18 protein-coding genes and 1 tRNA gene are annotated in these 23199 nt (G+C 69.5%); 8 read left to right on the plus strand and 11 right to left on the minus strand.

Features of this window, described 5'->3' with window-relative positions:
- The first annotated feature begins 154 nt into the window (after positions 1 to 154).
- Entirely contained in the window at positions 155 to 3586 is a 3432-nt protein-coding gene (locus tag ABD056_RS14555; protein WP_343867726.1) for a PAS domain S-box protein, read from the plus strand.
- Here ABD056_RS14555 and ABD056_RS14560 read toward each other — a convergent pair whose 3' ends face one another.
- The 9 genes from ABD056_RS14560 to ABD056_RS14600 form a co-directional block, all read right to left on the minus strand.
- Positions 3587 to 4051 (minus strand): hypothetical protein, encoded by a 465-nt coding sequence (locus ABD056_RS14560; RefSeq protein ID WP_343867728.1) that lies wholly within the window; start codon positions 4049 to 4051, stop codon positions 3587 to 3589. It abuts the gene before it with no gap.
- A gap of 243 nt (positions 4052 to 4294) precedes the next feature.
- On the minus strand, positions 4295 to 4759 hold the full coding sequence (ptsN, locus tag ABD056_RS14565) for a PTS IIA-like nitrogen regulatory protein PtsN (protein WP_343867730.1): 465 nt from the start codon (positions 4757 to 4759) through the stop codon (positions 4295 to 4297).
- A gap of 270 nt (positions 4760 to 5029) precedes the next feature.
- Positions 5030 to 6559: an RNA polymerase factor sigma-54 gene (gene rpoN, locus ABD056_RS14570; protein ID WP_343867731.1), complete on the minus strand. Its 1530-nt coding sequence runs from the start codon at positions 6557 to 6559 to the stop codon at positions 5030 to 5032.
- Between the two features lie 23 nt (positions 6560 to 6582).
- Complete coding sequence (lptB, locus tag ABD056_RS14575; RefSeq protein ID WP_343867733.1) at positions 6583 to 7395, minus strand: LPS export ABC transporter ATP-binding protein; 813 nt, start codon at positions 7393 to 7395, stop codon at positions 6583 to 6585.
- A gap of 75 nt (positions 7396 to 7470) precedes the next feature.
- The gene (locus ABD056_RS14580) at positions 7471 to 8421 is read right to left on the minus strand and encodes an LptA/OstA family protein (protein WP_343867734.1); all 951 of its coding nucleotides are present in this window, start codon (positions 8419 to 8421) and stop codon (positions 7471 to 7473) included.
- 5 nt (positions 8422 to 8426) lie between these two features.
- Positions 8427 to 9098 (minus strand): LPS export ABC transporter periplasmic protein LptC, encoded by a 672-nt coding sequence (gene lptC, locus ABD056_RS14585; RefSeq protein WP_343867736.1) that lies wholly within the window; start codon positions 9096 to 9098, stop codon positions 8427 to 8429.
- Positions 9095 to 10099: a KpsF/GutQ family sugar-phosphate isomerase gene (locus tag ABD056_RS14590; protein ID WP_425545042.1), complete on the minus strand. Its 1005-nt coding sequence runs from the start codon at positions 10097 to 10099 to the stop codon at positions 9095 to 9097. The genes lptC and ABD056_RS14590 overlap by 4 nt, the downstream gene beginning before the upstream one ends.
- Positions 10100 to 10288: 189 nt before the next feature.
- Positions 10289 to 10897 (minus strand): ribonuclease D, encoded by a 609-nt coding sequence (locus ABD056_RS14595; protein ID WP_343867740.1) that lies wholly within the window; start codon positions 10895 to 10897, stop codon positions 10289 to 10291.
- A 116-nt stretch (positions 10898 to 11013) separates the two neighbouring features.
- Positions 11014 to 11100: transfer RNA gene (locus tag ABD056_RS14600), tRNA-Leu, on the minus strand.
- Positions 11101 to 11427: 327 nt separating this feature from the next.
- Here ABD056_RS14600 and ABD056_RS14605 point away from each other — a divergent pair.
- Together ABD056_RS14605 and ABD056_RS14610 are read left to right on the plus strand one after the other, a co-directional pair.
- Positions 11428 to 12456 (plus strand): complex I NDUFA9 subunit family protein, encoded by a 1029-nt coding sequence (locus ABD056_RS14605; protein ID WP_343867742.1) that lies wholly within the window; start codon positions 11428 to 11430, stop codon positions 12454 to 12456.
- Between the two features lie 147 nt (positions 12457 to 12603).
- Positions 12604 to 13431 (plus strand): hypothetical protein, encoded by an 828-nt coding sequence (locus ABD056_RS14610; protein ID WP_343867743.1) that lies wholly within the window; start codon positions 12604 to 12606, stop codon positions 13429 to 13431.
- Between the two features lie 9 nt (positions 13432 to 13440).
- On the opposite strand, the gene ABD056_RS14615 is transcribed toward ABD056_RS14610, so the two are convergent.
- Positions 13441 to 14244: an undecaprenyl-diphosphate phosphatase gene (locus tag ABD056_RS14615; RefSeq protein ID WP_343867764.1), complete on the minus strand. Its 804-nt coding sequence runs from the start codon at positions 14242 to 14244 to the stop codon at positions 13441 to 13443.
- 269 nt (positions 14245 to 14513) lie between these two features.
- Here ABD056_RS14615 and ABD056_RS14620 point away from each other — a divergent pair, with 269 nt between their 5' ends.
- From ABD056_RS14620 to ABD056_RS14630, 3 genes are all read left to right on the plus strand, one after another.
- A complete protein-coding gene (locus ABD056_RS14620; RefSeq protein WP_343867744.1) occupies positions 14514 to 15980 on the plus strand; it encodes an NAD(P)-dependent oxidoreductase in 1467 nt (488 codons plus the stop codon).
- A 14-nt stretch (positions 15981 to 15994) separates the two neighbouring features.
- Positions 15995 to 20554, plus strand: coding sequence for a glutamate synthase large subunit (gene gltB / locus ABD056_RS14625; RefSeq protein ID WP_343867746.1), 4560 nt, complete (start codon positions 15995 to 15997; stop codon positions 20552 to 20554).
- Positions 20555 to 20675: 121 nt separating this feature from the next.
- Entirely contained in the window at positions 20676 to 21599 is a 924-nt protein-coding gene (locus ABD056_RS14630; protein ID WP_343867747.1) for a hypothetical protein, read from the plus strand.
- Positions 21600 to 21613: 14 nt separating this feature from the next.
- Here the strand turns inward: ABD056_RS14630 and ABD056_RS14635 are convergent, their stop codons facing one another.
- On the minus strand, positions 21614 to 22228 hold the full coding sequence (locus ABD056_RS14635) for a DUF938 domain-containing protein (RefSeq protein ID WP_343867749.1): 615 nt from the start codon (positions 22226 to 22228) through the stop codon (positions 21614 to 21616).
- 104 nt (positions 22229 to 22332) lie between these two features.
- Between ABD056_RS14635 and ABD056_RS14640 the strand changes: the two genes are divergently transcribed.
- Together ABD056_RS14640 and fdxA are read left to right on the plus strand one after the other, a co-directional pair.
- The gene (locus ABD056_RS14640) at positions 22333 to 22794 is read left to right on the plus strand and encodes a tellurite resistance TerB family protein (RefSeq protein WP_343867751.1); all 462 of its coding nucleotides are present in this window, start codon (positions 22333 to 22335) and stop codon (positions 22792 to 22794) included.
- Between the two features lie 61 nt (positions 22795 to 22855).
- A complete protein-coding gene (gene fdxA / locus ABD056_RS14645) occupies positions 22856 to 23191 on the plus strand; it encodes a ferredoxin FdxA (RefSeq protein ID WP_343867753.1) in 336 nt (111 codons plus the stop codon).
- The last annotated feature ends 8 nt before the right edge of the window (positions 23192 to 23199 follow it).

Below are 23199 nucleotides of genomic sequence, written 5' to 3' on the forward strand. Positions count from 1 at the left end.
ATTTCCGGCTATGCCGCCGCCTCAGGCTGTAATACTTTTGATCGGACAGGGTGCCGCCCAATGCGCGCGTCAGATGCGCAGCCGGCACCTCCCTGCGCGGGAGCGCACATGCGGGAAGCGGGAGCTTAGGATCACGGTGGACACGTGCTCGCGGTTGTCCGCCGCCGCAGCGCCGGGAGAGGCCGGCGCCGGCGAGGCGGTCATTCCCGCGTCCGCCCTGGATGCCCTGGGGCCGGGCGTGCTGATCTATGGCGCCGACGATCGCGTCGTCTACGCCAATGCCCGCCTGCATGCCCTGTTCCCCGACCTGTCGCCCCACTTCCTGCCCGGCCGCAGCTTCGCCGCGCTGCTGGAGGCGGCGGTGCAGTCGCGCTACTTCGCCGGCGACCGCGACGCCCTGGCGGCGGAGCGCAGCCGCCTGCACCACAGCGGCCAGGACGTGCAGCGCGAACTGCCGCTGGCCGACGGCCGCTGGCTGCTGATGGAGGAGCGCAGCGTTCCCGACGGCGGCCGCGTCGTCAGCTACACCGACATCACCGCCCTGAAGCAGCGCGAAGCCGCCGTGCGGGCGCGCGAGGAACGGCTGGACGACGCCCTGCGGGCCGCCAACGACGGCCTGTGGGAATGGGACGTGGCGGCCGACACCATCACCTATTCGCCGCGCTGGAAGGATCTGCTCGGCTATGGCCCGGACGACCTGGCCGACAGCTGGGAAACCTGGACCCGCCTCACCCACCCCGACGACCGGGCGCGGGTGGAGGAGCGCACCCGCCGGGCCGCCGCCGACGGCACCGTCGCCTACGAGAGCGAGTTCCGCATGCGGCACCGCGACGGCGGCTGGCGCACCTTCCTCAGCCGCGTTCGCGTCATCCGCGACGACTCGGGGCGGGCGGTGCGGCTGGTCGGCAGCCACACCGACATCACCGCCCTGCGCGACGCCGCCGACTCCGCCGCCCGCACCGCCGACCAGCTGGCGGAGGCCGAGCGGCTGGCCGAGCTGGGCAGCTTCGAGCGCGATGCCGACGGCCGCGAGACCTGGTCGCCCGGCCTGCGCCGGCTGCTGGAGGTGGGGCCGGAGGTGCCGGCGTCGCGGCAGGCGCTGCTGTCCTTCGTCCACCCCGACGACCGCCAGCGCGTCGACGGCTGGCTCGATTCGTCGCGCGGCCTGCTGCGCATCCGCGGTGCCGCCGGCACGGAACGGCAGATCCTGTCCAGCGCCAAGCGACTGGGCGACGGCAACGCGCCGGGGGCGGAGCGGGTGATCGGCGTGTGGCTGGACGTCACCCGCAGCCGCGCCATGGAAGACCGCGCCGCCCGCGCCGAGGTCCACCTGCTGAGCGCCATCGAAACCGTCGCCGACGGAGTGCTGCTGCTGGCCCCCGACAAGACGGTGGCGCTCGCCAACAGCCGCTACATCGACGACTTCCCAGGATTCGGCGAGTTCCTGCAGCCGGGGCAGCCGTTCGAGGCCTTCCTGCGGGCCATGAAGGAGCGCAACTTCGTGCGCCGCTTCGCCACCCTGGACGGCGACGACGACTGGCTGACGCCGCGGCTGGCCGACATCGGCACCCGCAGCGAGCCGTTCGAGCTGCAGATGGCCAACGGCCGCTGGTTCCTCATCAACGAGACGCGCACGGTCGACGACTACATCCTCATCGTCCGCACCGACATCACCGACCTGAAGCAGCGCGAGGCGGCGCTGGCGGCCAGCGAGGCGCGCTTCCGCACCATCTTCGACAACTCGGTGCAGTTCATCGGCCTGCTGTCGCTCGACGGCCGCCTGCTGGAGGTCAACCGCACCGCCCTGCGCTTCGCCGAAGGGCAGGAAGCGGACCTCATCGGCCGGCCGTTCGAGGATACGCCGTGGTGGAATCACGACCCGGTGCAGCAGGAACTGCTGCGCGACGCCATGGCCGAGGCCCGCCAGGGCCGCGTGGTGCGGTTCGAGGCCACCCACCTGGCCCCCGACGGCGAGCCGCGGGTGGTGGATGTGTCCATCTCGCCGGTGGTCGACGATGGCGGCCGGGTGGTCATGCTCATCCCCGAAGGGCGCGACATCACACCGCAGCGGCGGGCGGAACAGGCCCTGGCCAACAACATGCGCTTCGTCCAGGCGCTGGCCGACACCGCCCAGATGCCCATCTACGCCCACGACGCCCATGGCCGCTACGTGTTCTGCAACGATGCCTTCCAGCTGGCGGTGGCGCGGCCGGTGGTGGACATCATCGGCCGCTCCATCTTCCACGTCTCGCTGCGGGAAAGCGGCGTCGACACCCAGCAGATCAACCGCAGCCTGCTCGACGCCGGCGGCAGCGTCAGCTACGAGGCGCGGGTCACCCTGGGCGACGGCAGCAGCCGCGACATGATCGTGTCGAAGACCTGCTACTACGACGAAGCCGGCAATGCCGACGGCATCGTCGCGGTGCTGACCGACATCACCCGCCAGAAGGAGGCGGAGCGCCGCTTCGGCGACTATGCCCGGTCCTCCGGCGACTGGTTCTGGGAGATGGACCGGCTCGGCCGTTTCACCTATGTCTCCGACCGCATCAGCGACACCACCGCCTTCCGCGCCGCCGATGTGGTCGGCCGTCACCGCGACGACCTGCTCGACCCCACCTGGAACCCGACCGGCATCGCCGCCTATCGCGCCGCCCTGGAATCGCGGCGGCCGGTGCGCGATTTCGTCTACCGCAGCCGCCCCATCAACGGCAGCGTCCACTACATCCGCGTCAACGCCGTGCCGGCCTACGACGCCGCCGGCCGCTTCATCGGCTTCCGCGGCACCGGGTCGGAGGTGACCGCCCTGACCGAGGCCGACGCCGCCCTGCGCGCCGCCAAGGAAGCGGCGGAAGTCGCCAGCCGCACCAAGACCGAGTTTCTGGCCGCCATGGGGCACGAGCTGCGCACGCCGCTCAACGCCATCATCGGGTTCTCGGAAATCATGCAGTTGCAGGCCCTCGGCCCCATCGGCAGCGAGACGTACCTGGAATACGCCCGCGACATCCGCGCCTCCGGCGAGCACCTGCTGGCGCTGGTCAACGACGTGCTGGACGTGTCGCGCATCGAAACCGGCAACCTGACCCTAACCGAGGAACCGGTGGACCTCGCCCGCCTGGGCAAGGCGGTGGAGCATCTGGCCCTGCAGCGGTCGCTGGATGCCGGCGTCGCCCTGGCGGTGGACGTGGCGCCCGGCCTGCCGCCCTATCACGCCGACGAACGGCGGCTGAAGCAGATCCTGGTCAACCTGTTGTCCAACGCGGTCAAGTTCACCCAGGCCGGCGGCGCCGTCTCCCTCAGCCTGGAGCGGGCGGCGGAGGATGGCAGCCTGATCGCCGTGGTCTCCGACACCGGCATCGGCATGAGCGAGGCGGAGGTGGAGCGGGCGCTGCAGCGCTTCACCCAGGTGGATGCCAGCCTGGGGCGCAAGTACGAAGGCATGGGCCTCGGCCTGTCGCTGGCCCGCGACATGGTGGCGCTGCACGGCGGCACCCTGTCCATCCGCTCGGCGCCGGGAACCGGCACCAGCGTCACCGTGCGGCTGCCGGCGGAGCGGTTCCTGCCGGCGACGGAGGCCGGCGAGGGCTGATCAGACGCCCCAGCCCTGCGCCAGGGTGAGCGCCGGCAGCGACAGGGTCGGCTTGCCGCTGATGCCGCCGGCGGCGACACCGGTGGGCTGGCCGCCCTTGTCCTGGCCCTGACCGGGCGCCCCGGCGCCGGCCGGACCGCCGGCCAGGGAATCCTGCATCTTCTTCTCCAGCTGCTCGCGGATGAGCTGCTCGATGGTCCGTCGCAGGGTCTCTTCCATGGAGGTCAGCTGGGCGTCGGTGAGGTTCATGTCGGCCATGACCTCCTTGCGCAGCTTTTCCTCCAGCTTCTCCTTCCACTGGTCCTTGGCCCAGCCCATCAGCCCCTTGTCGAGCAGCTCGGTCTTCAGGTGCTGCTGGAACTCGCGCGCCTTCTCGGCGTCGCTGGCGGAGCCGATGGCTCCGTTGGCGATGTTGGTGGCAGCCCCGGAGGCGGCAGCGGCGGTGGTCTGGTGGTCGATCTTCATGGCAGGCACCGGAGACACGGAAAAAATGCGAGAGAGACCTTCCGCCATGCAAGCCGCGGGCCGCTCCACCACCCCCTGGCCGGCGGCCGTTTTCCGGCCGGCGGCGGGGCCGCGGCGGCACCGGCGGCCCGGCAGAATATGCCGCCCCGGCGGTTCCTGCCGGGTATCAGACCGGGGCCACGACGACAGACGGGGCGGCCCGCATGGGGGCCGCCCCGTCTGTCGATGCGGTCGCGCAGCCGGTCAGGCGGCGGCGTTGGCTTCGTGCTGGGTGAGCAGCAGGTAGAGCCCTTCGGCGCTGTCGGTGCCGCGCAGCTTCTCGCAGATGCCGCGGTCGCGCAGCAGGCGGGAGATGCGGGCGAGCGCCTTCAGATGGTCGGCGCCGGCGGTTTCGGGCGCCAGCAGCAGGAACATCAGGTCGACGGGCTGTTCGTCGATGCTGTCGAAGTCGATCGGTCGTTCCAGCCGCGCGAACAGGCCGTAGAGCCGGGTCAGCTGCGGCGGCTTGCCATGCGGAATGGCAATGCCGTTGCCGACGCCGGTGGTGCCCAGGCGTTCCCGTTCCAGCAGGGTGTCGAAGATGGCGCGCTCATGCAGCCCGGTCAGCTCCGCGGCGTGCTTCGCGATCTCCTGCAGCGCCTGCTTCTTGCTCGTCGCCTTCAGGCTGGGAATGACGGCTTCGGGGCTGAGCAGATCGGAGATCTCCATGCCGGTCCCTCGTCGTGAAAAAGGCTGTGACAATTATAAGTCAGGGCCGGAGCGGCCGGATGCAAGCGCCGCTTCTGCTGCCCCGATCTTCCGGTGGACCGCCGCCGCCGTGTGGCAGCCGCCGCGGTTGCCCTGCATGAGCCGGGCCGGGGCCGGCGAGGTCGCATGCACGGGGATGTGATCAAGGCGCGGGAAGGTAGGCCGTAAACCATCGCAAGTCAAGCCGTCCGCAAGTCCTTCGGGCGAAAGTTCTACGTCATCCGGCGAAACTCAGGCCTGCGTAAGTTTCATGCGCTTTTCGCGGCGCCGCTGGACGGAAGAGGGAATGCGCATCGCTTCCCGATACTTGGCGACGGTGCGGCGGGCGATGTCCACCCCCTCCTTCTTCAGCAGGTCGACGATGGTGTCGTCGGACAGCACGTCATCGGCGGATTCCGCGTCGATCAGGGCGCGGATGCGGTGACGCACGGCCTCCGCCGAGTGGGATTCCCCATCGGCGCCAGCGATGGCCTGGGTGAAGAAATACTTAAGCTCGAAAATGCCGCGCGGCGTGGCGATGTACTTGTTCGAAGTAACGCGGCTGACGGTACTTTCATGCATCTCGATGGCCGTCGCGATGTCGCGCAGGATCAGCGGCCGCAGGGCGCTGATGCCGTGGACGAAGAAGGCATCCTGCTGACGGACGATCTCCACCGCCACCTTGAGGATGGTGTTGGCCCGCTGATCGAGCGCCTTCACCAGCCAGCTGGCGGTCTGGAAGTTCTCCGCCAGGAAGCCCTTCTCCTCCTTGTTGCGCACCGCCTTCGACACCAGGGCGTAATAGCGGTGGTTGACCAGCACCCGCGGCAGGGCGTCGCTGTTCAGTTCCACGTGCCAGCCACCGTCGGGAGCCGGGCGCATGAGCACGTCGGGCACCACCGGCTGCGCCGGGGTATCGGTGAAGCGCAGCGCCGGGCGCGGGTCGCAGGCGCGGATCTCGGCCACCATCTCGGCCAGATCCTCGGCATCGACACCGCACACCTTCATCAGCTGCGGGAATTCCCGCCGCGCCAGCAGGTCCAGGTTGGCCAGCAGCGCCTGCATGCAGGGGTCGAGCCGGTCCTTCTCCCGCAGTTGCAGCGCCAGGCATTCGGCCAGATCACGGGCGAACAGGCCGGGCGGGTCGAAGCGCTGCAGCCGGTCGAGTACCGCCTCCACCCGCGCCTGCGGGGCGCCGAGGGTTTCGGCCAGTTCGGCCGGGCTGACGGTGAGGTAGCCGTTGTCGTCCAGGCTGTCGATGAAGGCCTGGCCGATCAGCCGGTCCGGCCCCTCCGGCACGTCGCAGGCCAGCTGGTCGATCAGGTGGTCGCGCAGCGACACGCCGCCGGCCAGGGTGTTCTCGAAGCCGCCGTCGTCGTCCATGAAGTCGCGCCGGCCGCCGGCCCCGACGCTCGACCAGTCGTCGCCGAAGTCGCCGCCGGCCGCCGCAGTCGCCGGCCCGTCGCCGCCGTCGTATTCCTGGGCGTCGTAGGAGTTGTCGACCTCGATGTCGAGCGGCGCTTCCGAGGCGGTGCCGCCGCCGTCCGGGGTGTCGATCAGCAGCCCCTCGCCGGCATCGCGGCGGTCGTCGTAGCGGTCCTCGCTGCCGGCGGCATCGCGCGGTTCGGCCCGTTCCAGCAGCGGGTTGCGCTCCAGCTCCTGCTCGACGTAGGCGGTCAGTTCGATGTTCGACAGCTGCAGCAGCTTGATCGCCTGCTGCAGCTGCGGCGTCATCACCAGGGACTGGGTCTGGCGGAGGTGGAGGCTGGGCGCGAGCACCATGGTGAGACGGCGTCCCCCGCGACCTAGAGGCTGAACTTTTCGCCGAGGTAGACCCGGCGGACACCCTCGTGCGAGACGATGTCGGCCGGCGTGCCCTCCATCATCACCTTGCCTTCGTGCAGGATGTAGGCGCGGTCGATGATGTCCAGCGTCTCGCGCACGTTGTGGTCGGTGATGAGCACGCCGATGCCGCGGTTCTTCAGGTGCGCCACCAGGTCGCGGATCTCGCCCACCGCAATGGGGTCGATGCCGGCCAGCGGCTCGTCCAGCAGCACGAAGTGCGGGTTGGTCGCCAGCGTGCGGGCGATTTCCACCCGTCGGCGCTCGCCGCCCGACAGCGACAGGGCGGAGGCGCGGCGCAGGTGGGCGACGGAAAACTCGGCCAGCAGGCTTTCCATGCGGTGCTGGCGCTCGTCCTCGTCGTCGGTGGCCACTTCCAGCACGGCGCGCAGGTTCTGTTCCACCGTCATGCCGCGGAAGATGCTGGCCTCCTGCGGCAGGTAGCCGATGCCCTGGCGGGCGCGGCGGTACATGGGCAGGCGGGTGACGTCCTGGCCGTCGAGCATGATGCTGCCGCTGTCCGGCGTGATGAGGCCGGTGACGCAGTAGAAGCAGGTGGTCTTGCCGGCGCCGTTGGGGCCGAGCAGGCCCACCGCCTCGCCGCGGTGGACGCCGAGCGACACGTCGCGCAGCACCGGCCGCCCCTTGTAGCGCTTGCCGATGTTGTTGACCGTAAGGCCGGCATCGCCCTGCACCACCCGCAGCCCGTCGGCGGCATCGCCACCGGCGGCGGCGGGCGTGGTGCTGGCGGCGATATCGACGGGGCGAAGCGCCATACTGACTGATCCTCTCTCCCACCGCCGCGGCCGAGGGTTCGGCCGCCTGCGGATCCCGGTGTTCAGGAGCGTGCCCTAGTTGCTGCCGCCGGCGCCGCCTCGGCCCTCCTGGGTTTTCGGAACCAGAAGGCCGCGCGCCATGCCGCCGGCGCCGCTGTGCAGGGTGCTGACGTGGGTGTTCAGGTTGCTTGTTGCACGATCACCCTGCAGCACGCTCTTGCCCTGGGTGATCTTAACCGAACCCTCCATCTCCGCGATACCGGTTTTGGCATTGTAATTGCCCTGCCGGGCCTCGATGCGCTCCTTCGACGTGGTGATGACCACGTTGCCGTCGGCATAGATGCGTTCCAGCTCGCTGCCGCCGGCCAGGCTGTCGTTGGCGTTGGCGTTGGCGGCGGCCTTGGCGGGCTGCTTGCGCGGCGCCGCCTCGGGGTCGACGAAGAAGGCGGTCAGGACGTCGGCGTTGATGCGGCGGTCGCCGCGCACGGCGACGGCATCGCCCTCGGCCACCGCCTTGCGGTCGCGCTCGTAGTAGCGGATTTCCTTGGTCGCCGAGACCATGTCGGTGGGGGTCACCAGCTTCGCCGGGCCGCCCCACAGGTACAGGATGGCGGCGTCGACGTCGTAGATGGAGCGGGTGCCGGTGGCGGTTTCCTGCGGGCTGCGGATGGTGACGTTACCCTCGGCGGTCAGGCGGAACACCTGGGTGCCGCCGCCCTGCTCCTCCGGCAGTTCGCGGTAGTCGGCGATCAGCCGGTCGGCCAGCACCTGAGTGGTGCCGCGGGTGGCGACCGCGTTGCCGCGGGCGATGAAGCGCCTCTCGTCCTGCAGCCACTCGATGCCGTCGTCGGCCAGCACCTCGATGGGCACCGGCGCGGCGCCCTGGCCGCCGCCGCTGCCGCCGGTGGCGAGGTTGAGGGTCTGGGCCGCCGCCGGGGCGCCGTCCGCCACCACCACAACGCCGCCCGCCATCAGCCCGAGCCCGAGAGCCAGGGCCGTCACCGCCGCCCGCATCCGCACCTGCATGATCCTCATCGTCCTTCCTGGGTGCCCCCGACCCCCGTGAGCACCAGTTTCGACTTGCCGGTGACCAGCAGGCGCTTGCCCTTGTCGGTCAGCTCGAACCCTTCGCCGGCGACCCAGCCGAAGGCGCCCGCGCCTTCCACCGGGTGGTTGCCGCGGGCGTCGCCCATCTCCACGTGCACGATGGCGCTGGCGGTGTGGAACTCGTACCCCTCGTCCTGGAAGACGTTGACGTTGCCCACCAGCTCCAGCGTCTTGCCCGACTTGCTGTAGAAGCCCTTGTCGCTGTTGAGCATGATCCAGCCCTGGTCAAGGGTCATGTCGGCCTTGGGGCTTTCCAGCTCCACCCGGTCGGCGTCGATCTCCAGCGCCCGGGCCGCCGTCACCGCATAGGGGCGGTTGCGCTCGTCGGTGCCGAAGTAGCGGGCGTTGACCATTTCGATGCGGTCGACGCGGGCGCCCTTCAGGCTGGCGAACTTGACCAGGAATTCGTCCTCGATGGTGCGCAACTGCGGCCACAGCACCACCAGCACCACCAGGGCGAGGGCGATGCCGATCAGGCCCACCTTCATGGCCCGCACGAAGCGGCTGTAGGCGGCCGGCTGCCGCCGCCGCTGCGGACCGCGAGCCGGCCCGGCGGAGAAGGGACGCGGACCCGGCTGGTCCGCCCGCGCCATCATGCCACCCCCGCCCGCAGGCAGTCGTGAATGTGCACGAGGCCGACCGGGCGGCCGTCCTCGACCACGAACAGGCTGGTCACCGACAGGGTGTTGAGGATGCGCAGCGCCTCCGCCGCCAGGGCGCCGGGGCGGATGGTCTTGGCGCCGCGGGTCATGACGGCGCCGACGGTCTGGCCGAGCAGGCCGTCGCCCATGTGGCGGCGCAGGTCGCCGTCGGTGACGATGCCGGCCAGGCGGCCGTCGCCGTCCACCACGCCGACGCAGCCGAAGGACTTGGCGCTCATCTCCACGATGGCCTCGCTCATCAGCCGGTCGGCGGTGATGAGCGGCAGCCGCTCGCCGCTGTGCATGAGGTCGCTGACCGTCAGCAGCCGGCGGCCCAGCTGGCCGCCCGGATGGAAGATCTGGAAGTCGGCGGCGGTGAAGCCCTTGCGCTCCAGCAGGCAGACGGCGATGGCATCGCCCAGCGCCAGCATCATGGTGGTGGAGGTGGTGGGGGCGAGGCCGAGCGGGCAGGCCTCGTTCACCCGCGGCAGCACCAGCGCCACGTCGGCCTGCACCGCCAGGGTGGAGCCGGGGCGGCCGGTCATGGCGACAAGCGGGATGCCGAAGCGGCGGGTATAGGCGATGAGGTCGGCCAGCTCCGGCGTCTCGCCCGAATTGGACAGGGCGATGACCGCATCGGCGCGGGTGATCATGCCCATGTCGCCGTGGCTGGCTTCCGCCGGGTGGACGAACTGCGCCGGACGGCCGGTGGAGGCCAGGGTGGCGGCGATCTTGCGGGCGACGTGGCCGCTCTTGCCCATGCCGGAGATGATGATGCGGCCGTCGACGGCGTGCAGGCGCTCGATGGCGGCGGCGAAGGCGTCACCCAGCGAGTCGGCAAGCGCCGTCAGCCCTTCCGCCTCCAGCGCCAGCACACGGCGGGCGGAGGCGACGTCCGGGGGGGAGAGGCGGGCGGCGGCGGGCTCGGCAATGGACACGGGTTCGTCTCTCTTCATCTCTCGCGGCGCTGGCGGTCGGACCCTCGACGCCCGTCACGGGCGGCTGTCCGTCGGGCACTCTGCGCGCGGAGTGCGGCGCCTTCATGGCAAGGGCAGCAGCCGGAATCGAGCTGAACCCTACGCGCGCGCGCCGGGGGCGTCAACGTCGTGCCGGGCGTATAAAGGGAGGCCCGGCGGCCCTGTCAATCAGTGGGCGAAGATGTCGAAGTCGTCCCAACCCGCCAGATCCAGCGCCGCCCGCGTCGGCAGGAAGGCGAAGCAGGCGGCCGCCAGTTCGGTGCGGCCCTCGCGCGCCAGCAGCCCTTCCAGCGCCGCCCGCATGCGGTGCAGGTACAGGACGTCCTGGGCGGCATAGGCCAGCTGCTGCTCGCTCAGGGTGGCGGCGCCCCAGTCCGACGTCTGCTGTTCCTTGGAAATCTCGACTCCGGTCAGGTCGCGGCAGAGATCCTTCAGGCCGTGCTTGTCGGTATTGGTGCGGGCGAGGCGGGAGGCAATCTTGGTGCACCATACCGGCGTGCAGGTGACGCCGAGGGAGCGGCGGATCATCGCCAGGTCGAAGCGCGCGAAGTGGAAGATCTTGGTGACCGCCGGGTCGGCCAGCAGGCGCTTCAGGTTGGGGCAGTCGTAGTCGCGGCCCAGCTGCACCACATGGGCGGTGCCATCCCCCGACGACAGCTGCACCACGCACAGGCGGTCGCGCACCAGCGACAGGCCCATGGTTTCGGTGTCGACGGCGACGCTGTCCCCGAAGGTCAGGTCGGCCGGAATGTCGCCGCGATGCAGGGTGATGGACATGCGAAAACCGCCTTCCGCCGTGGCGCCTGAAGCGCTGGGCCGGAAAAGCGGCGGGCGCCGTGAGCGCGTCTGTTGAGGGATGCGCTGTAGCGCGAACTCGCGACTATCAGAAGAGATGGTGCCCAGGAGAAGACTCGAACTTCCACGACCTTTCGGCCACAGGTACCTGAAACCTGCGCGTCTACCAATTCCGCCACCTGGGCAGGTGGAGCGAACACTGGATACCGTTTAAGCCGTTGTGCGTCAAGCGTTTTTTGCTCTTCGCCGGCGTCTCGCGGTCCGTTGCGTCCGTCGGAGGACCGCTTTCTACTCAGATCGGGGGTGGGCGTCAACACAAAAATGCAAAAAATTTTCCGGCCGCGTCCGGCGGTGCTCCGGCCGCCCCGCCCCTGCGCAGGAAGAGGTATGGAAAAGCGGTCGCGCCCCACCCGTCCGGTTGCGTAAAGGCGCGCGCTGTGCGACCTTGCGCCCACCTGGATTGGTGGGGGCCCGATCGCGCCTGCGGCCCCGACAGAGGGAGACCCATTGCGATGACGAAGCCTCGTCTGGTGACGGTGTTCGGCGGCTCCGGCTTCATCGGCCGCCATCTGGTCAAGCGCCTGACGGCGCGTGGCGACCGGGTGCGCGTCGCCGTGCGTGATATCGAAAAGGCCATGTTCCTGAAGCCCATGGGCGACCTCGGCCAGATCAGCCTGGTGCCCGCTTCGGTGCTCGACGATGCCTCGGTCAGCCGCGCCGTCGAAGGGGCGGATGCGGTGATCAATCTGGTCGGCATCCTGGCCGAAGGCGGCAAGGCCACCTTCCAGCGCATCCATGTGGAAGGCGCCGAGCGCGTCGCCAAGGCCGCCAAGGCGGCGGGCGTGAAGCGCTTCATCCAGATGTCCGCCCTCGGCGCCGACGAGGCCAGCGACTCCGCCTACGCCCGCAGCAAGGCGCTGGGCGAAAAGGCCGTGCGCGCCGCCTTCCCCGAGGCCACCATCGTCCGCCCGAGCGTGGTGTTCGGGCCGGAGGACGGCTTCTTCAACCTGTTCGCCTCCATGGCCCGGCTGTCGCCGGTGCTGCCGTTCTTCACCGACCACGCCCCGGCGGTGCGGCGCGGTGCCGACGGCGGCTTCCAGCTTGATCTGGTCGGCGACGGCGGTCCGAAGTTCCAGCCGGTCTACGTCGGCGACGTGGCCGAGGCGCTGATGCGCAGCCTGGAGCCCATGGCTCCCACCGGCCGAACCTACGAGCTGGGCGGCGACGAGGTGCTGTCCATGCGCGACGTCATGAAGCTGGTGTCGCACGAAACCCGCCGCAACCGTCTGGTCGCCCCCCTGCCCATGTGGGTGGCGAACCTGCAGGCGACCTTCCTGCAGCTGCTGCCGAAGCCGCTGCTGACCCGCGATCAGGTGAAGCTGCTGCGCAAGGACAACGTGCTGTCCGGCGCCCAGCCGGGCCTGCGCGACCTCGGCATCACGCCGACCACGGTGGAGGCCATCGTGCCGACCTACCTGTCGCGCTACCGCAGCCTGCACAAGCAGATCATCCTGCGCGAGCAGCCCCGCTCGGAACTCTGATCGCGGCGGCGGCGGCGACCACCCCGCCGCACCGGAGACATGGCACGACGGGGCGGCCAGCCGTGGCCGCCCCGTCGTTCTTTTCGTGCCTTTCCGGGGGCGTTCCCGACATTTACGGCCTGCTACATTTGCGTCATAGTCCCGCCCATGCGACAGGACACCACCACCACCCCCGCCCGTGCGCCGGGCCGCCTCGACCGGGCGCTGCGCTTCCTTGACCATCCGCATCCGCATCCGCAGTTCGCCGTGCGCCGCTCCGGCCTGCCGGCATGGCTGTGGGTGGGGCTGCCGCTCGGCTTCTTCCTGGGCGCCCTGGCCATCCGCATGGTCTCGCCCGAGGCCTTCGTGTGGTACGTCAACGACGAGCGCGGCTTCGGCGAGAACCTGACCGCCGTGCTGTTCGTGCTCACCGCCGTCGCCGCCGCCTATGTGGCGCTGTCCGACGGGGTGCGGCAGGTGGGCTGGCTGCGGCTGTGCTTCTGGCTGCTGGCGGCGCTGGCGGTGGTGGTCGCCGGCGAGGAATGGAGCTGGGGCCAGCACTTCTTCCTGTGGGACACGCCGGAGTGGATGGCGGCGGTCAACAAGCAGCAGGAAACCAACCTGCACAACATGGCCGAACGGGCGCTCGACCAGAAGCCGCGGGCCATCGCCGCGGCGGTGATCCTGATCGGCGGCTGCCTGCTGCCGCTGGCGCGGGCGCGCGGCTACCTCGGCTGGATGGAGCGCGGCCGCGTCCTCGCCTGGCTGACGCCGGAAGTGACCCTGGCGCCGGCGGCGGCGCTGGTGTTCGCCCCGCGCATCTTCGACCGCCTGCAGGTGTGGACCGGCACCGCCCTGCCGCCGCCCTTCGACATCTCCACCCGCCACCACCAGGAAGTCCAGGAAACGATGATCGCCATCGCCGTGTTCCTGTACGTGCTGGCCCTGGCCATGCGGGTCCGCCAGTACCGCCGCAGCGGCTCCGGCGGCGCCTGAGCCGGCGGCTCAGATCATCCCGTAGGCCCAGGCCAGCAGCCCGATGCCGAGGATGATGCGGTAGACGGCGAAGGGGGTGTAGCTGGCCCGCTTCAGCCATGCCATCAGCAGGGCGATGGCCACCAGGGCCGCCAGGAAGGCGAGGCCGGCGGCGATGAGGGCGGCGTGGGTCAGCTGCCAGTCGCCGCTTTCGGCGATGTGCCAGCCCGACAGCACGCCGGCGCCCAGGATGGTGGGGATCGACAGCAGCATGGAGATGCGCGCCGCCTCGCCGCGCTCGTAGCCCAGCATGCGCGCCGCCGTCATGGTGATGCCCGACCGGCTGGTGCCGGGCACCAGGGCCAGCACCTGCGCCAGGCCGATCACCAGCGTGTCGCCCCAGGTCATGTGCTCGGCCCGCTTGACCGTCATGCACAGGCGGTCCACCACCCACAGCAGGATGCCGTAGAGCAGCGTCGTCCAGCCGATCACCGCGATCAGGCGGCCGACCGTGCCGATCATGTCGCGCAGCAGGAAGCCCGCCACCACCACCGGAACGGTGGCGACGATGATCTGCAGCGCCAGCCGGCCGAGCGGATCACGGCGGCCGCGGGCGACGCGGGTGAGGCCGACGGCCATGCCCCAGACGTCGCCGCGGAAGTACAGCAGCACCGCCAGCAGCGTGCCGACGTGCACCGCCACGTCCATGTCCAGCCCCTGGTCCGGCCAGCCGGTCACCGCCGGCACCAGCACCAGATGGCCCGAGGAACTGATGGGCAGGAACTCGGTGATGCCCTGCACCACGGCGAGCACCAGGATTTGTAGAAGCGTCACCCAGAACCCCCTGCGGATGGTGTGCGGTCCTTCTATCACAGCCAGGGATTCCGCCGGAAGCCGGGACATGGTTCACAAATGTGAACTAAAATTCCCGCAGCATCAGCCATTTGAGGCAGTGCGGCGGCAGCAGGTTATAAAATTGCGCGGAAATTGGTAAACAAAGTTGACCTAAATGTTATTTTTTGCTTGGAGTCCGCGGTTTTCGCACTTATTGGAATGGTGACCACGGTCCCCCATTCCATCAGTCGACGCGAGGAGGCTGCGCCATGGCGCGCAACAAGATGCTACGCTTCACCACGCTCGAGCAGGAGTATCCGACGAAGCGCCCGGCCGAGATGCGCCGCGAGGACTTCGACGAGATCTACACTGCGTTCGAGCCGGAGAAAGCGGCGGATCAGGCCTCCCGTTGCGAGCAGTGCGGCATTCCCTTCTGCCAGATCCACTGCCCGCTCGGGAACAACATCCCCGACTGGCTGATGCTGACCGCCAGCGGTCGCCTGGAGGAAGCCTATGCGGTGTCCTCGGCGACCAACAACATGCCGGAAATCTGCGGCCGCATCTGCCCGCAGGACCGTCTGTGCGAAGGCTCCTGCGTGCTGGAGCAGAGCCGCCACCGCGCCGTCACCATCGGCTCGGTCGAGAAGTACATCACCGACACCGCCTGGGCCGAAGGCTGGGTCAAGCCGGTGGTGCCCGATGCCGAGAACGGCCTGTCGGTCGGCATCATCGGCGGCGGCCCCGCCGGCATGGCGGCGGCGGAGCAGCTGCGCGGCAAGGGCTATGCCGTGCATGTCTACGACCGCCACGACCGCATCGGCGGCCTGCTGATCTACGGCATTCCCGGCTTCAAGCTGGAGAAGTACGTGGTCGAGCGGCGGGTGAAGCTGCTGCAGGACGCCGGCGTCGTCTTCCACCCCAACACCGATGTCGGCAAGGACATCTCCTTCGCCGACCTGCGCGCCCGTCACGATGCCGTGCTGGTCGCCACCGGCGTCTACAAGGCGCGCCAGCTGACCTGCCCCGGCGCCGGCCTGACCGGCGTGCACAAGGCGCTGACCTACCTCACCGCCTCCAACCGCGTCGGCATGGGCGACAGCGTCCCGGCCTACGAGTCGGGCGAGCTGAACGCCGCCGGCAAGAACGTCGTCGTCATCGGCGGCGGCGACACCGCCATGGACTGCGTGCGCACCGCCATCCGCCAGGGCGCCAAGGCCGTTCGCTGCGTCTACCGCCGCGACCGCGAGAACATGCCCGGCTCCCAGCGCGAAGTGGCCAACGCCGTCGAGGAAGGGGTCGAGTTCGTGTGGATGGCGGCGCCGGAAGCCCTGCTCGGCGATGCCGACCACAAGGTGACCGCCGTGCGCGCCATCAAGATGCACCTGGGCGTCGCCGACAGCTCCGGCCGCCAGAGCCCGCAGCCCATCGAGGGCAGCCAGTTCACCATGGACGCCGACCTGGTGATCGAGGCGCTGGGCTTCGAGCCGGAAGACCTGCCGGTCTACTTCAACGAGCCGGAGCTGGCGGTCACCCGCTGGGGCACCGTGAAGACCGACCACAAGACGCTGATGACCTCCATCCCCGGCGTGTTCGCCGCCGGCGACATCATGCGCGGCGCCTCGCTGGTGGTGTGGGCCGTCAAGGACGGCCGCGACGCCGCCGAGCGCATCCACCAGTACGTGACCGCCAAGGCCGCCGCCGACAAGAGCGCGCCCGCCCTGGCCCAGGCCTCCTGAGGGAGTAGACACCGATGACCGAGATCAAGAAGGTTCAGCCCGAGTCCGGCAGCCAGTTCGTCGAGACCTGGAAGAAGAATGCCGAGACCCTGAAGGCGGCCGGTGCCTACGACTACGGCTGGGAACACGACAACTGCGGCGTCGGCCTGATCGCCGCGCTCGACGGCAAGCCCCGCCGCGAGGTGGTGGAAGCCGGCGTCGAGGCCCTGCGCGTGCTGTTCCACCGCGGCGCCGTCGACGCCGACGGCAAGACCGGTGACGGCGCCGGCATCCACGTCCAGATTCCGCAGGACTTCTTCAAGGAACACGTCCAGCGCACCGGCCACGACCTGGCCGGCGGCAAGCTGGCGGTCGGCATGATCTTCCTGCCGAAGAACGACATGGCGGCGCAGGAACGCTGCCGCACGGTGACCGAGTCGGAAATCCTCAACTTCGGCTACTCGATCTACGGCTGGCGCCAGGTGCCGGTCGACATCTCGGTGATCGGCGAGAAGGCCAACGCCACCCGCCCCGAGATCGAGCAGATCATGATCGCCAACACCAAGGGCGTTGACGACGACAAGTTCGAGAACGACCTCTACGTCATCCGCCGCCGCATCGAGAAGAAGGTGCTGGCCGAGCACATCACCGAGTTCTACATCTGCTCGTTCTCGTGCCGGTCGATCATCTACAAGGGCATGTTCCTGGCGGAACAGCTGACCACCTTCTATCCCGACCTGCTGGACGAGCGTTTCGTCTCCAGCTTCGCCATCTATCACCAGCGCTACAGCACCAACACCTTCCCGACCTGGCGCCTGGCCCAGCCCTTCCGCATGCTCGCCCACAACGGCGAGATCAACACGCTGATGGGCAACGTCAACTGGATGAAGTCGCACGAGACCCGCATGGCGACCGACGTGTTCGGCGACATGATCGAGGACCTGAAGCCGACCATCCAGGCCGGCGGCTCCGACTCGGCGGCGCTCGACAACGTGTTCGAGCTGATGTGCCGCGCCGGCCGCTCGGCGCCGGAGGTGAAGGCGGCGCTCATTCCCGAAAGCATCGGCCAGAACAAGCTGATGCCGGAAGAGCATCGCTCCATGTTCAGCTACTACAACTGCATCATGGAACCGTGGGACGGCCCGGCCGCCATCTGCGCCACCGACGGCCGCTGGGTGGTCGCCGGCATGGACCGCAACGGCCTGCGCCCCATGCGCTATTCCGTCACCGCCAGCGGCCTGCTTATCGTCGGTTCGGAAACCGGCATGGTGCGCCTGCAGGAAGCGGAGATCGTCGAGAAGGGCCGCGTCGGCCCCGGCGAGTGCATCGGCGTCGACCTGCGCGAAGGCAAGTTCTTCAGCGACCGCGCCCTCAAGGACACCCTGGCCGCCCGCCGCCCGTTCGGCGAATGGGTCAAGCGCATCACCCTGCTGGAAGGCCTGATCGAAGCCGCCGACCACAGCGAGACGCTGGGCATCACCGGCGAAGACCTGCGCCGCCGCCAGATGGGCTACGGCCTGACCATGGAAGACATGGAACTGATCCTGCAGCCCATGGGCGAGGACGGCAAGGAAGCGGTCGGCTCCATGGGCGACGACGCGCCGCTGGCGGTGCTGTCGGACACCTATCGCGGGCTGCACTGCTTCTTCCGCCAGAACTTCAGCCAGGTCACCAACCCGCCCATCGACTCTTTGCGCGAAACGCGGGTGATGAGCCTCAACACCCGCCTCGGCAACCTGGGCAACATCCTGGAGGAGGACGCCAGCCAGTGCGACCTGCTGCAGCTGGACAGCCCGGTGCTGCTGACGTCGGAATTCAACGCCATGCGCCGCCACATGGGCGACACGGCGGCGGAGATCGACTGCACCTTCGATCCGACGGCCGGTGACAACGCCCTGCGCGACGCCCTGCACGCCATCCAGCGCGAGGCGGAAGACGCCGTGCGCGGCGGCTGCACCCACGTCATCCTGACCGACAAGAAGGCCGGCCCGACCCGCGCCGCCATCCCCATGATCCTGGCCGCCGGCGGTGTCCACACCCACCTCGTCCGCCAGCAGTTGCGCACCTTCACCAGCGTCAACGTGCGCTCGGGCGAGTGCATGGACGTGCATTACTTCGCGGTGCTGATCGGCGTCGGCGCCACCACGGTCAACGCCTACCTGACCGAGGAAGCCATCGCCGACCGCCATGCCCGCGGCCTGTTCGGCGACACCCCGCTGGAGCACTGCCTGAAGAACTTCAAGAAGGCCATCGGCGAGGGCCTGCTGAAGGTGATGTCGAAGATGGGCATCTCGGTCATCAGCAGCTACCGCGGCGGCTACAACTTCGAGGCCATCGGCCTGTCGCGCACGCTGGTGGCGGAGTTCTTCCCCGGCATGTCGTCGCGCATTTCCGGCATCGGCCTGCAGGGCATCCAGAAGAAGGTGCTGGAACAGCACGCCAAGGCCTATGCGGCCGGGGCGGTGGTGCTGCCCATCGGCGGCGTCTACCGCGTCCGCCGCAACGGCGGCGAGCGCCATGCCTTCGACGGCAACCTCATCCACACCCTGCAGCACGCCGTGGCGACGGACAGCTATCAGACCTACCGCCGGTATGTGGAAGGCCTCTACAAGATGCCGCCCATCCACCTGCGCGACCTGATGGACTTCCGCTCCGACCGCGCCGCCCTGTCGCTGGACGAGGTGGAAAGCACCACCGCCATCCGCAAGCGCTTCATCACCCCGGCCATGTCGCTCGGCGCCCTGTCGCCGGAAGCGCACGGCACGCTCAACATCGCCATGAACCGCATCGGCGCCAAGTCCGACTCCGGTGAGGGCGGCGAGATCCGCGAGCGCTACCGGCCGGCGCCCAATGGCGACAACGCCAACTCGGCCATCAAGCAGGTGGCGTCGGGCCGCTTCGGCGTCACCGCCGAATACCTGAACCAGTGCCGCGAAATCGAGATCAAGGTCGCCCAGGGCGCCAAGCCCGGCGAAGGCGGCCAGCTGCCCGGCTTCAAGGTGACGGTGCAGATCGCCAAGCTGCGCCACGCGACCCCGGGCGTCATGCTGATCAGCCCGCCGCCGCACCACGACATCTATTCCATTGAAGACCTGGCCCAGCTGATCTACGACCTCAAGCAGATCAACCCGGAAGCCCAGGTCACCGTGAAGCTGGTCAGCCGCACCGGCATCGGCACCATCGCCGCCGGCGTGGCCAAGGCCAATGCCGACGTCATCCTGGTGTCCGGCCACTCGGGCGGCACCGGCGCGGCGCCGCAGACCTCCATCAAGTACGCCGGCCTGCCATGGGAAATGGGCCTGTCGGAAGTGCATCAGGTGCTGACGCTCAACCGTCTGCGCCACCGGGTGAAGCTGCGCACCGACGGCGGCCTGAAGTCCGGCCGCGACATCGTCATCGCCGCCATGCTGGGCGCCGAGGAATACGGCGTCGGCACCACCAGCCTGATCGCGCTGGGCTGCATCATGGTGCGCCAGTGCCACAGCAACACCTGCCCGGTGGGCGTCTGCACCCAGGACCCGGCCCTGCGCGCCAAGTTCACCGGCACGCCGGAGAAGGTGGTCAACCTGTTCACCTTCATCGCCGAGGAAGTGCGCGAGATCCTGGCCGGCCTCGGCTTCCGCTCGCTGGAGGAGGTGATCGGCCGCTCCGACCTGCTGCACCAGGTCAGCCGCGGCGCCAGCCACCTGGACGACCTTGACCTCAACGCCCTGCTGGTGCAGCCGGACAACGGCGGCCTGCCGACCACCTGCCAGACGGTCGGCCGCAACGAGGTGCCGGAAACCCTCGACGCCCAGATGATCGTCGATGCCCGCCCGGCCCTTGAGGACGGCGAGAAGATGCAGCTGACCTACAACGTGCGGAACACCCACCGCGCCATCGGCACCAAGCTGTCGCACAAGATCGTCAAGAAGTACGGCATGACCGGCCTGCAGCCGGGCCACATCACGGTCCGTCTGCGCGGGTCGGCCGGCCAGTCGCTGGGCGCCTTCGCGGTGCAGGGGCTGAAGCTGGAAGTGTTCGGCGACAGCAACGACTACGTCGGCAAGGGCCTGTCGGGCGGCACCATCGTGGTGCGTCCGGCCGTCTCCAGCCCGCTGAAGTCCAACGACAACACCATCATCGGCAACACCGTGCTCTACGGTGCCACCGCCGGCAAGCTGTTCGCCGCCGGTCAGGCCGGCGAGCGGTTCGCGGTGCGCAACTCCGGCGCCACCGTGGTGGTGGAGGGCTGCGGCTCCAACGGCTGCGAGTACATGACCAACGGCGTGGTGGTGATCCTCGGCGCGGTCGGAGCCAACTTCGGCGCCGGCATGACCGGCGGCATGGCCTACATCTACGACGAGGACGCCAGCTTCGAGCTGCGGGCCAACCCCGACAACGTCATCTGGCAGCGCATCGCGGTCGACCACTACGAGCAGCAGCTCAAGGCCCTGATCGAGGAACACGCGGCGGAGACCGGTTCGGCCCACGCCCAGCGCATCCTCGCCAACTGGGGCCGCGAGGTGGGCAAGTTCTGGCAGATCGTGCCGAAGGAAATGCTGGACAAGCTGGAGGTGCCCGTCACCCCCGCCGCCACCGTCGCCGCCGAGTAAGGTAGCGGCACCGGCAGTCCGGCAAGGCCAGGAACCGGCGGGCTTCGGCCCGCCGGTTTTCTTTCGGCCCCACCGCGCTTGGTGGTATCGTAACGGCACAATGCTCGGGGAGGGAGAACCCATGGCGACGAGACTGATCCCGTCCGCCGGCCGCAGGCTGGCGGCGGCGGCAAGTGTGACCGCGGCCCTGATGCTGCCGGCCGCCGCCCTGGCGGCCGCTCCGGCGCCGGCTCCGGCGCCGGCCCAGGCACAAGCTCCGGCGGCGGCCGAGTCCCCGGCGGCCCCGGCCGGGCTGCCGGCCGAGCTGATGGTCAAGGGGGCGCCCATCGACCCCTACTGCTTCGAGGCGCTGCCGGAAACCTTCTCACCCGACGCCTGCCTGGACGAGAACATGGAGCTGCACCCGGACCACCCGGCCACCGGCCCCGATGCCGACGGCTGGCTGGAACGCACCTACCGCTACACCGACATGGAAGAGCCCATGAACACGGCGACGGCGGGCTACCGCGTGCTCGGCCGCACGGAGGCGGGGATGGTGGTGGAGACGCGCGCGTGGGGCGGCGGCACCGGCCAGTTCTCCAGCATCGTGGTGTTCCGCCGCGACGGCGACACGGTGACGGTCATCGACCGGCCGTTCGGCGGCGACCGCTGCAACGGCGGCATCATCGAGGCCGGGCTGGCCGACGGCGTCATCACCGCCAGCGTCGCCATCACACCCTACGACCTGCTGGACATCGCCCTGCACGGCGCCGAGACCTCGGTGGCGGCCTATGACGACATCGCCGCCTGCGCCATCTGCTGCATCGGCACCGCCGACTTCCGCGGCGACCAGCTGACCGGCGTCACCCTCGGCTTCGACGAGGAACCGGCCAGCCGCTTCGCCGACGAGGAAGGCGACGGCGGCCCGCCCATGCAGAAGTGCTTCGATGATCTGGTGGCGGCGCGCGGCGCCTACGAAACGCCGGGGCTGACCCTAGACCGGGCGGCGCTGGACGCCTTCGGCACCGACTTCAAGGCGCGCTGCCTGACGCCGCCGAAGAAGTAGGACCGTCCCCGCCCCTAGCGGCGGCGGAACACCACCGTCAGGTTGTTGGCCGGCATCTGCACCGTCTCGGGCGCCGCGAAGCCGGCCACCGCCGCCAGGTCGGCGACGTCCTCCAGGTTGCGGACACCGAACTCGGGGTTCTGGTCCTTCAGCCAGGCCTCGAAGGCCATGTTGCTGTCGGCGGTGTGGAAGCCGCCCACCTTGAAGGGGCCGTAGAGCACCAGCGGCGCCCCGGCCGGCAGCACCGCCGCGGCACCGCGCAGCAGGCCGTCGGTGGCCGCCGGCGGGGCGATGTGGATCATGTTGATGCAGACCACCGCCGCCGCCTCGGCCACCGGCCAGGGGTGGTCGGTGACGTCCAGGTGCAGCGCCGGCCGCACCGTCGGCACCGCCGCCGCCGCGGCCCAGGCGTCGATGCTGGCGAGCGACTCCGGCGTGCGGTCGGTGGGCTGCCATTCCAGATGCGGCAGGGCGGCGGCGAAGTGCACCGCGTGCTCGCCGGTGCCGCTGGCGATCTCAAGCACGAGACCGCGGCCGGGCAACGCGCGTTGCAGGACCGAGAGGATGGGGTCGCGGTTGCGGGCCACCGCCGGCGCCGACCGCCTGGCGTCTTGCGTGGGGCTGGTCATGGTGGTTAAGTGACGCATCCCGCCGCCAAAGGCAAGCCCGCTTGCGGCCCCCGTCACGCCCGGCGCTTGATCGCGCCGCCCTGCGACATCACGTGAAACGGGTCATGCTGAACAAACTCAAGCAACTCCTGTTCGATGGCGGCACACCGGAGTCCCGCCGGCGCGGCCGCGACGACGTGGCGCTGGCCGCCGCCGCCGTCATGGTCGAGGCCGCCACCCTGGACGGCGATTTCGACGCCGCCGAGCGCGCCATCATCCTGCGCCTGCTGCAGGGCCGCTTCACCCTGACCCCGGAGGAGGCCGCCCAGCTGCTGGCCGATGCCGAGGCGGAAGCGGCGCAGACCACCGAGCTGTACGCCTACACCCGCGCGATCAAGGATAATTTTGACCACGATCAGCGCGTCGAGATGGTGGAAATGTTGTGGGAGGTCGTGTACGCCGACAAGGAGGTCCACGACTACGAGGCCAACCTGATGCGCCGCATCTGCGGCCTGCTCTACGTCGAAGACGCGGAGAGCGGCGACGCCCGCAAAAGGGTGATGCAGCGACTCGGGATTTCGTCCTGACCTCGCGGGTCGTACCCCCGCACACAACCGACCATACGAGCGAACCGGAGTTGACCCCCAAATGACCTACGTCGTCACCGAGAACTGCATCAAGTGCAAGTACACCGACTGCGTCGAGGTGTGCCCGGTGGACTGTTTCTATGAAGGCGAGAACATGCTCGTCATCAATCCGGACGAATGCATCGACTGCGGCGTGTGCGAGCCCGAATGCCCGGCGGAAGCCATCTTCCCCGACTCGGAAGACATCGCCCAGAAGTGGGCCGAGAAGAACCGCGAGCTGGCCGGCAGCTGGCCCAACATCACCCGCAAGAAGGACGCGCTGCCCGACGCCGACGACTGGAAGGACAAGCCCGGCAAGGCCGAGATGCTGTCCGAAAACGCCGGCTCTGGCGACTGAGCCGGAGT

It is taken from the genome of Caenispirillum bisanense (assembly GCF_039523075.1).
GTDB lineage: Bacteria > Pseudomonadota > Alphaproteobacteria > Rhodospirillales > Rhodospirillaceae > Caenispirillum > Caenispirillum bisanense.

What these genes read in the sequence shown, in the direction of transcription:
- ABD056_RS14560 (WP_343867728.1), bottom strand. Translation starts at nt 4,051, where the DNA reads ATGAAGATCGACCACCAGACCACCGCCGCTGCCGCCTCCGGGGCTGCC.
- ptsN (WP_343867730.1), bottom strand. Translation starts at nt 4,759, where the DNA reads ATGGAGATCTCCGATCTGCTCAGCCCCGAAGCCGTCATTCCCAGCCTG.
- rpoN (WP_343867731.1), bottom strand. Translation starts at nt 6,559, where the DNA reads ATGGTGCTCGCGCCCAGCCTCCACCTCCGCCAGACCCAGTCCCTGGTG.
- lptB (WP_343867733.1), bottom strand. Translation starts at nt 7,395, where the DNA reads ATGGCGCTTCGCCCCGTCGATATCGCCGCCAGCACCACGCCCGCCGCC.
- ABD056_RS14580 (WP_343867734.1), bottom strand. Translation starts at nt 8,421, where the DNA reads ATGCAGGTGCGGATGCGGGCGGCGGTGACGGCCCTGGCTCTCGGGCTC.
- lptC (WP_343867736.1), bottom strand. Translation starts at nt 9,098, where the DNA reads ATGATGGCGCGGGCGGACCAGCCGGGTCCGCGTCCCTTCTCCGCCGGG.
- ABD056_RS14590 (WP_425545042.1), bottom strand. Translation starts at nt 10,099, where the DNA reads ATGAAGAGAGACGAACCCGTGTCCATTGCCGAGCCCGCCGCCGCCCGC.
- ABD056_RS14595 (WP_343867740.1), bottom strand. Translation starts at nt 10,897, where the DNA reads ATGTCCATCACCCTGCATCGCGGCGACATTCCGGCCGACCTGACCTTC.
- ABD056_RS14605 (WP_343867742.1), top strand. Translation starts at nt 11,428, where the DNA reads ATGACGAAGCCTCGTCTGGTGACGGTGTTCGGCGGCTCCGGCTTCATC.
- ABD056_RS14610 (WP_343867743.1), top strand. Translation starts at nt 12,604, where the DNA reads ATGCGACAGGACACCACCACCACCCCCGCCCGTGCGCCGGGCCGCCTC.
- ABD056_RS14620 (WP_343867744.1), top strand. Translation starts at nt 14,514, where the DNA reads ATGGCGCGCAACAAGATGCTACGCTTCACCACGCTCGAGCAGGAGTAT.
- gltB (WP_343867746.1), top strand. Translation starts at nt 15,995, where the DNA reads ATGACCGAGATCAAGAAGGTTCAGCCCGAGTCCGGCAGCCAGTTCGTC.
- ABD056_RS14630 (WP_343867747.1), top strand. Translation starts at nt 20,676, where the DNA reads ATGGCGACGAGACTGATCCCGTCCGCCGGCCGCAGGCTGGCGGCGGCG.
- ABD056_RS14635 (WP_343867749.1), bottom strand. Translation starts at nt 22,228, where the DNA reads ATGACCAGCCCCACGCAAGACGCCAGGCGGTCGGCGCCGGCGGTGGCC.
- ABD056_RS14640 (WP_343867751.1), top strand. Translation starts at nt 22,333, where the DNA reads ATGCTGAACAAACTCAAGCAACTCCTGTTCGATGGCGGCACACCGGAG.
- fdxA (WP_343867753.1), top strand. Translation starts at nt 22,856, where the DNA reads ATGACCTACGTCGTCACCGAGAACTGCATCAAGTGCAAGTACACCGAC.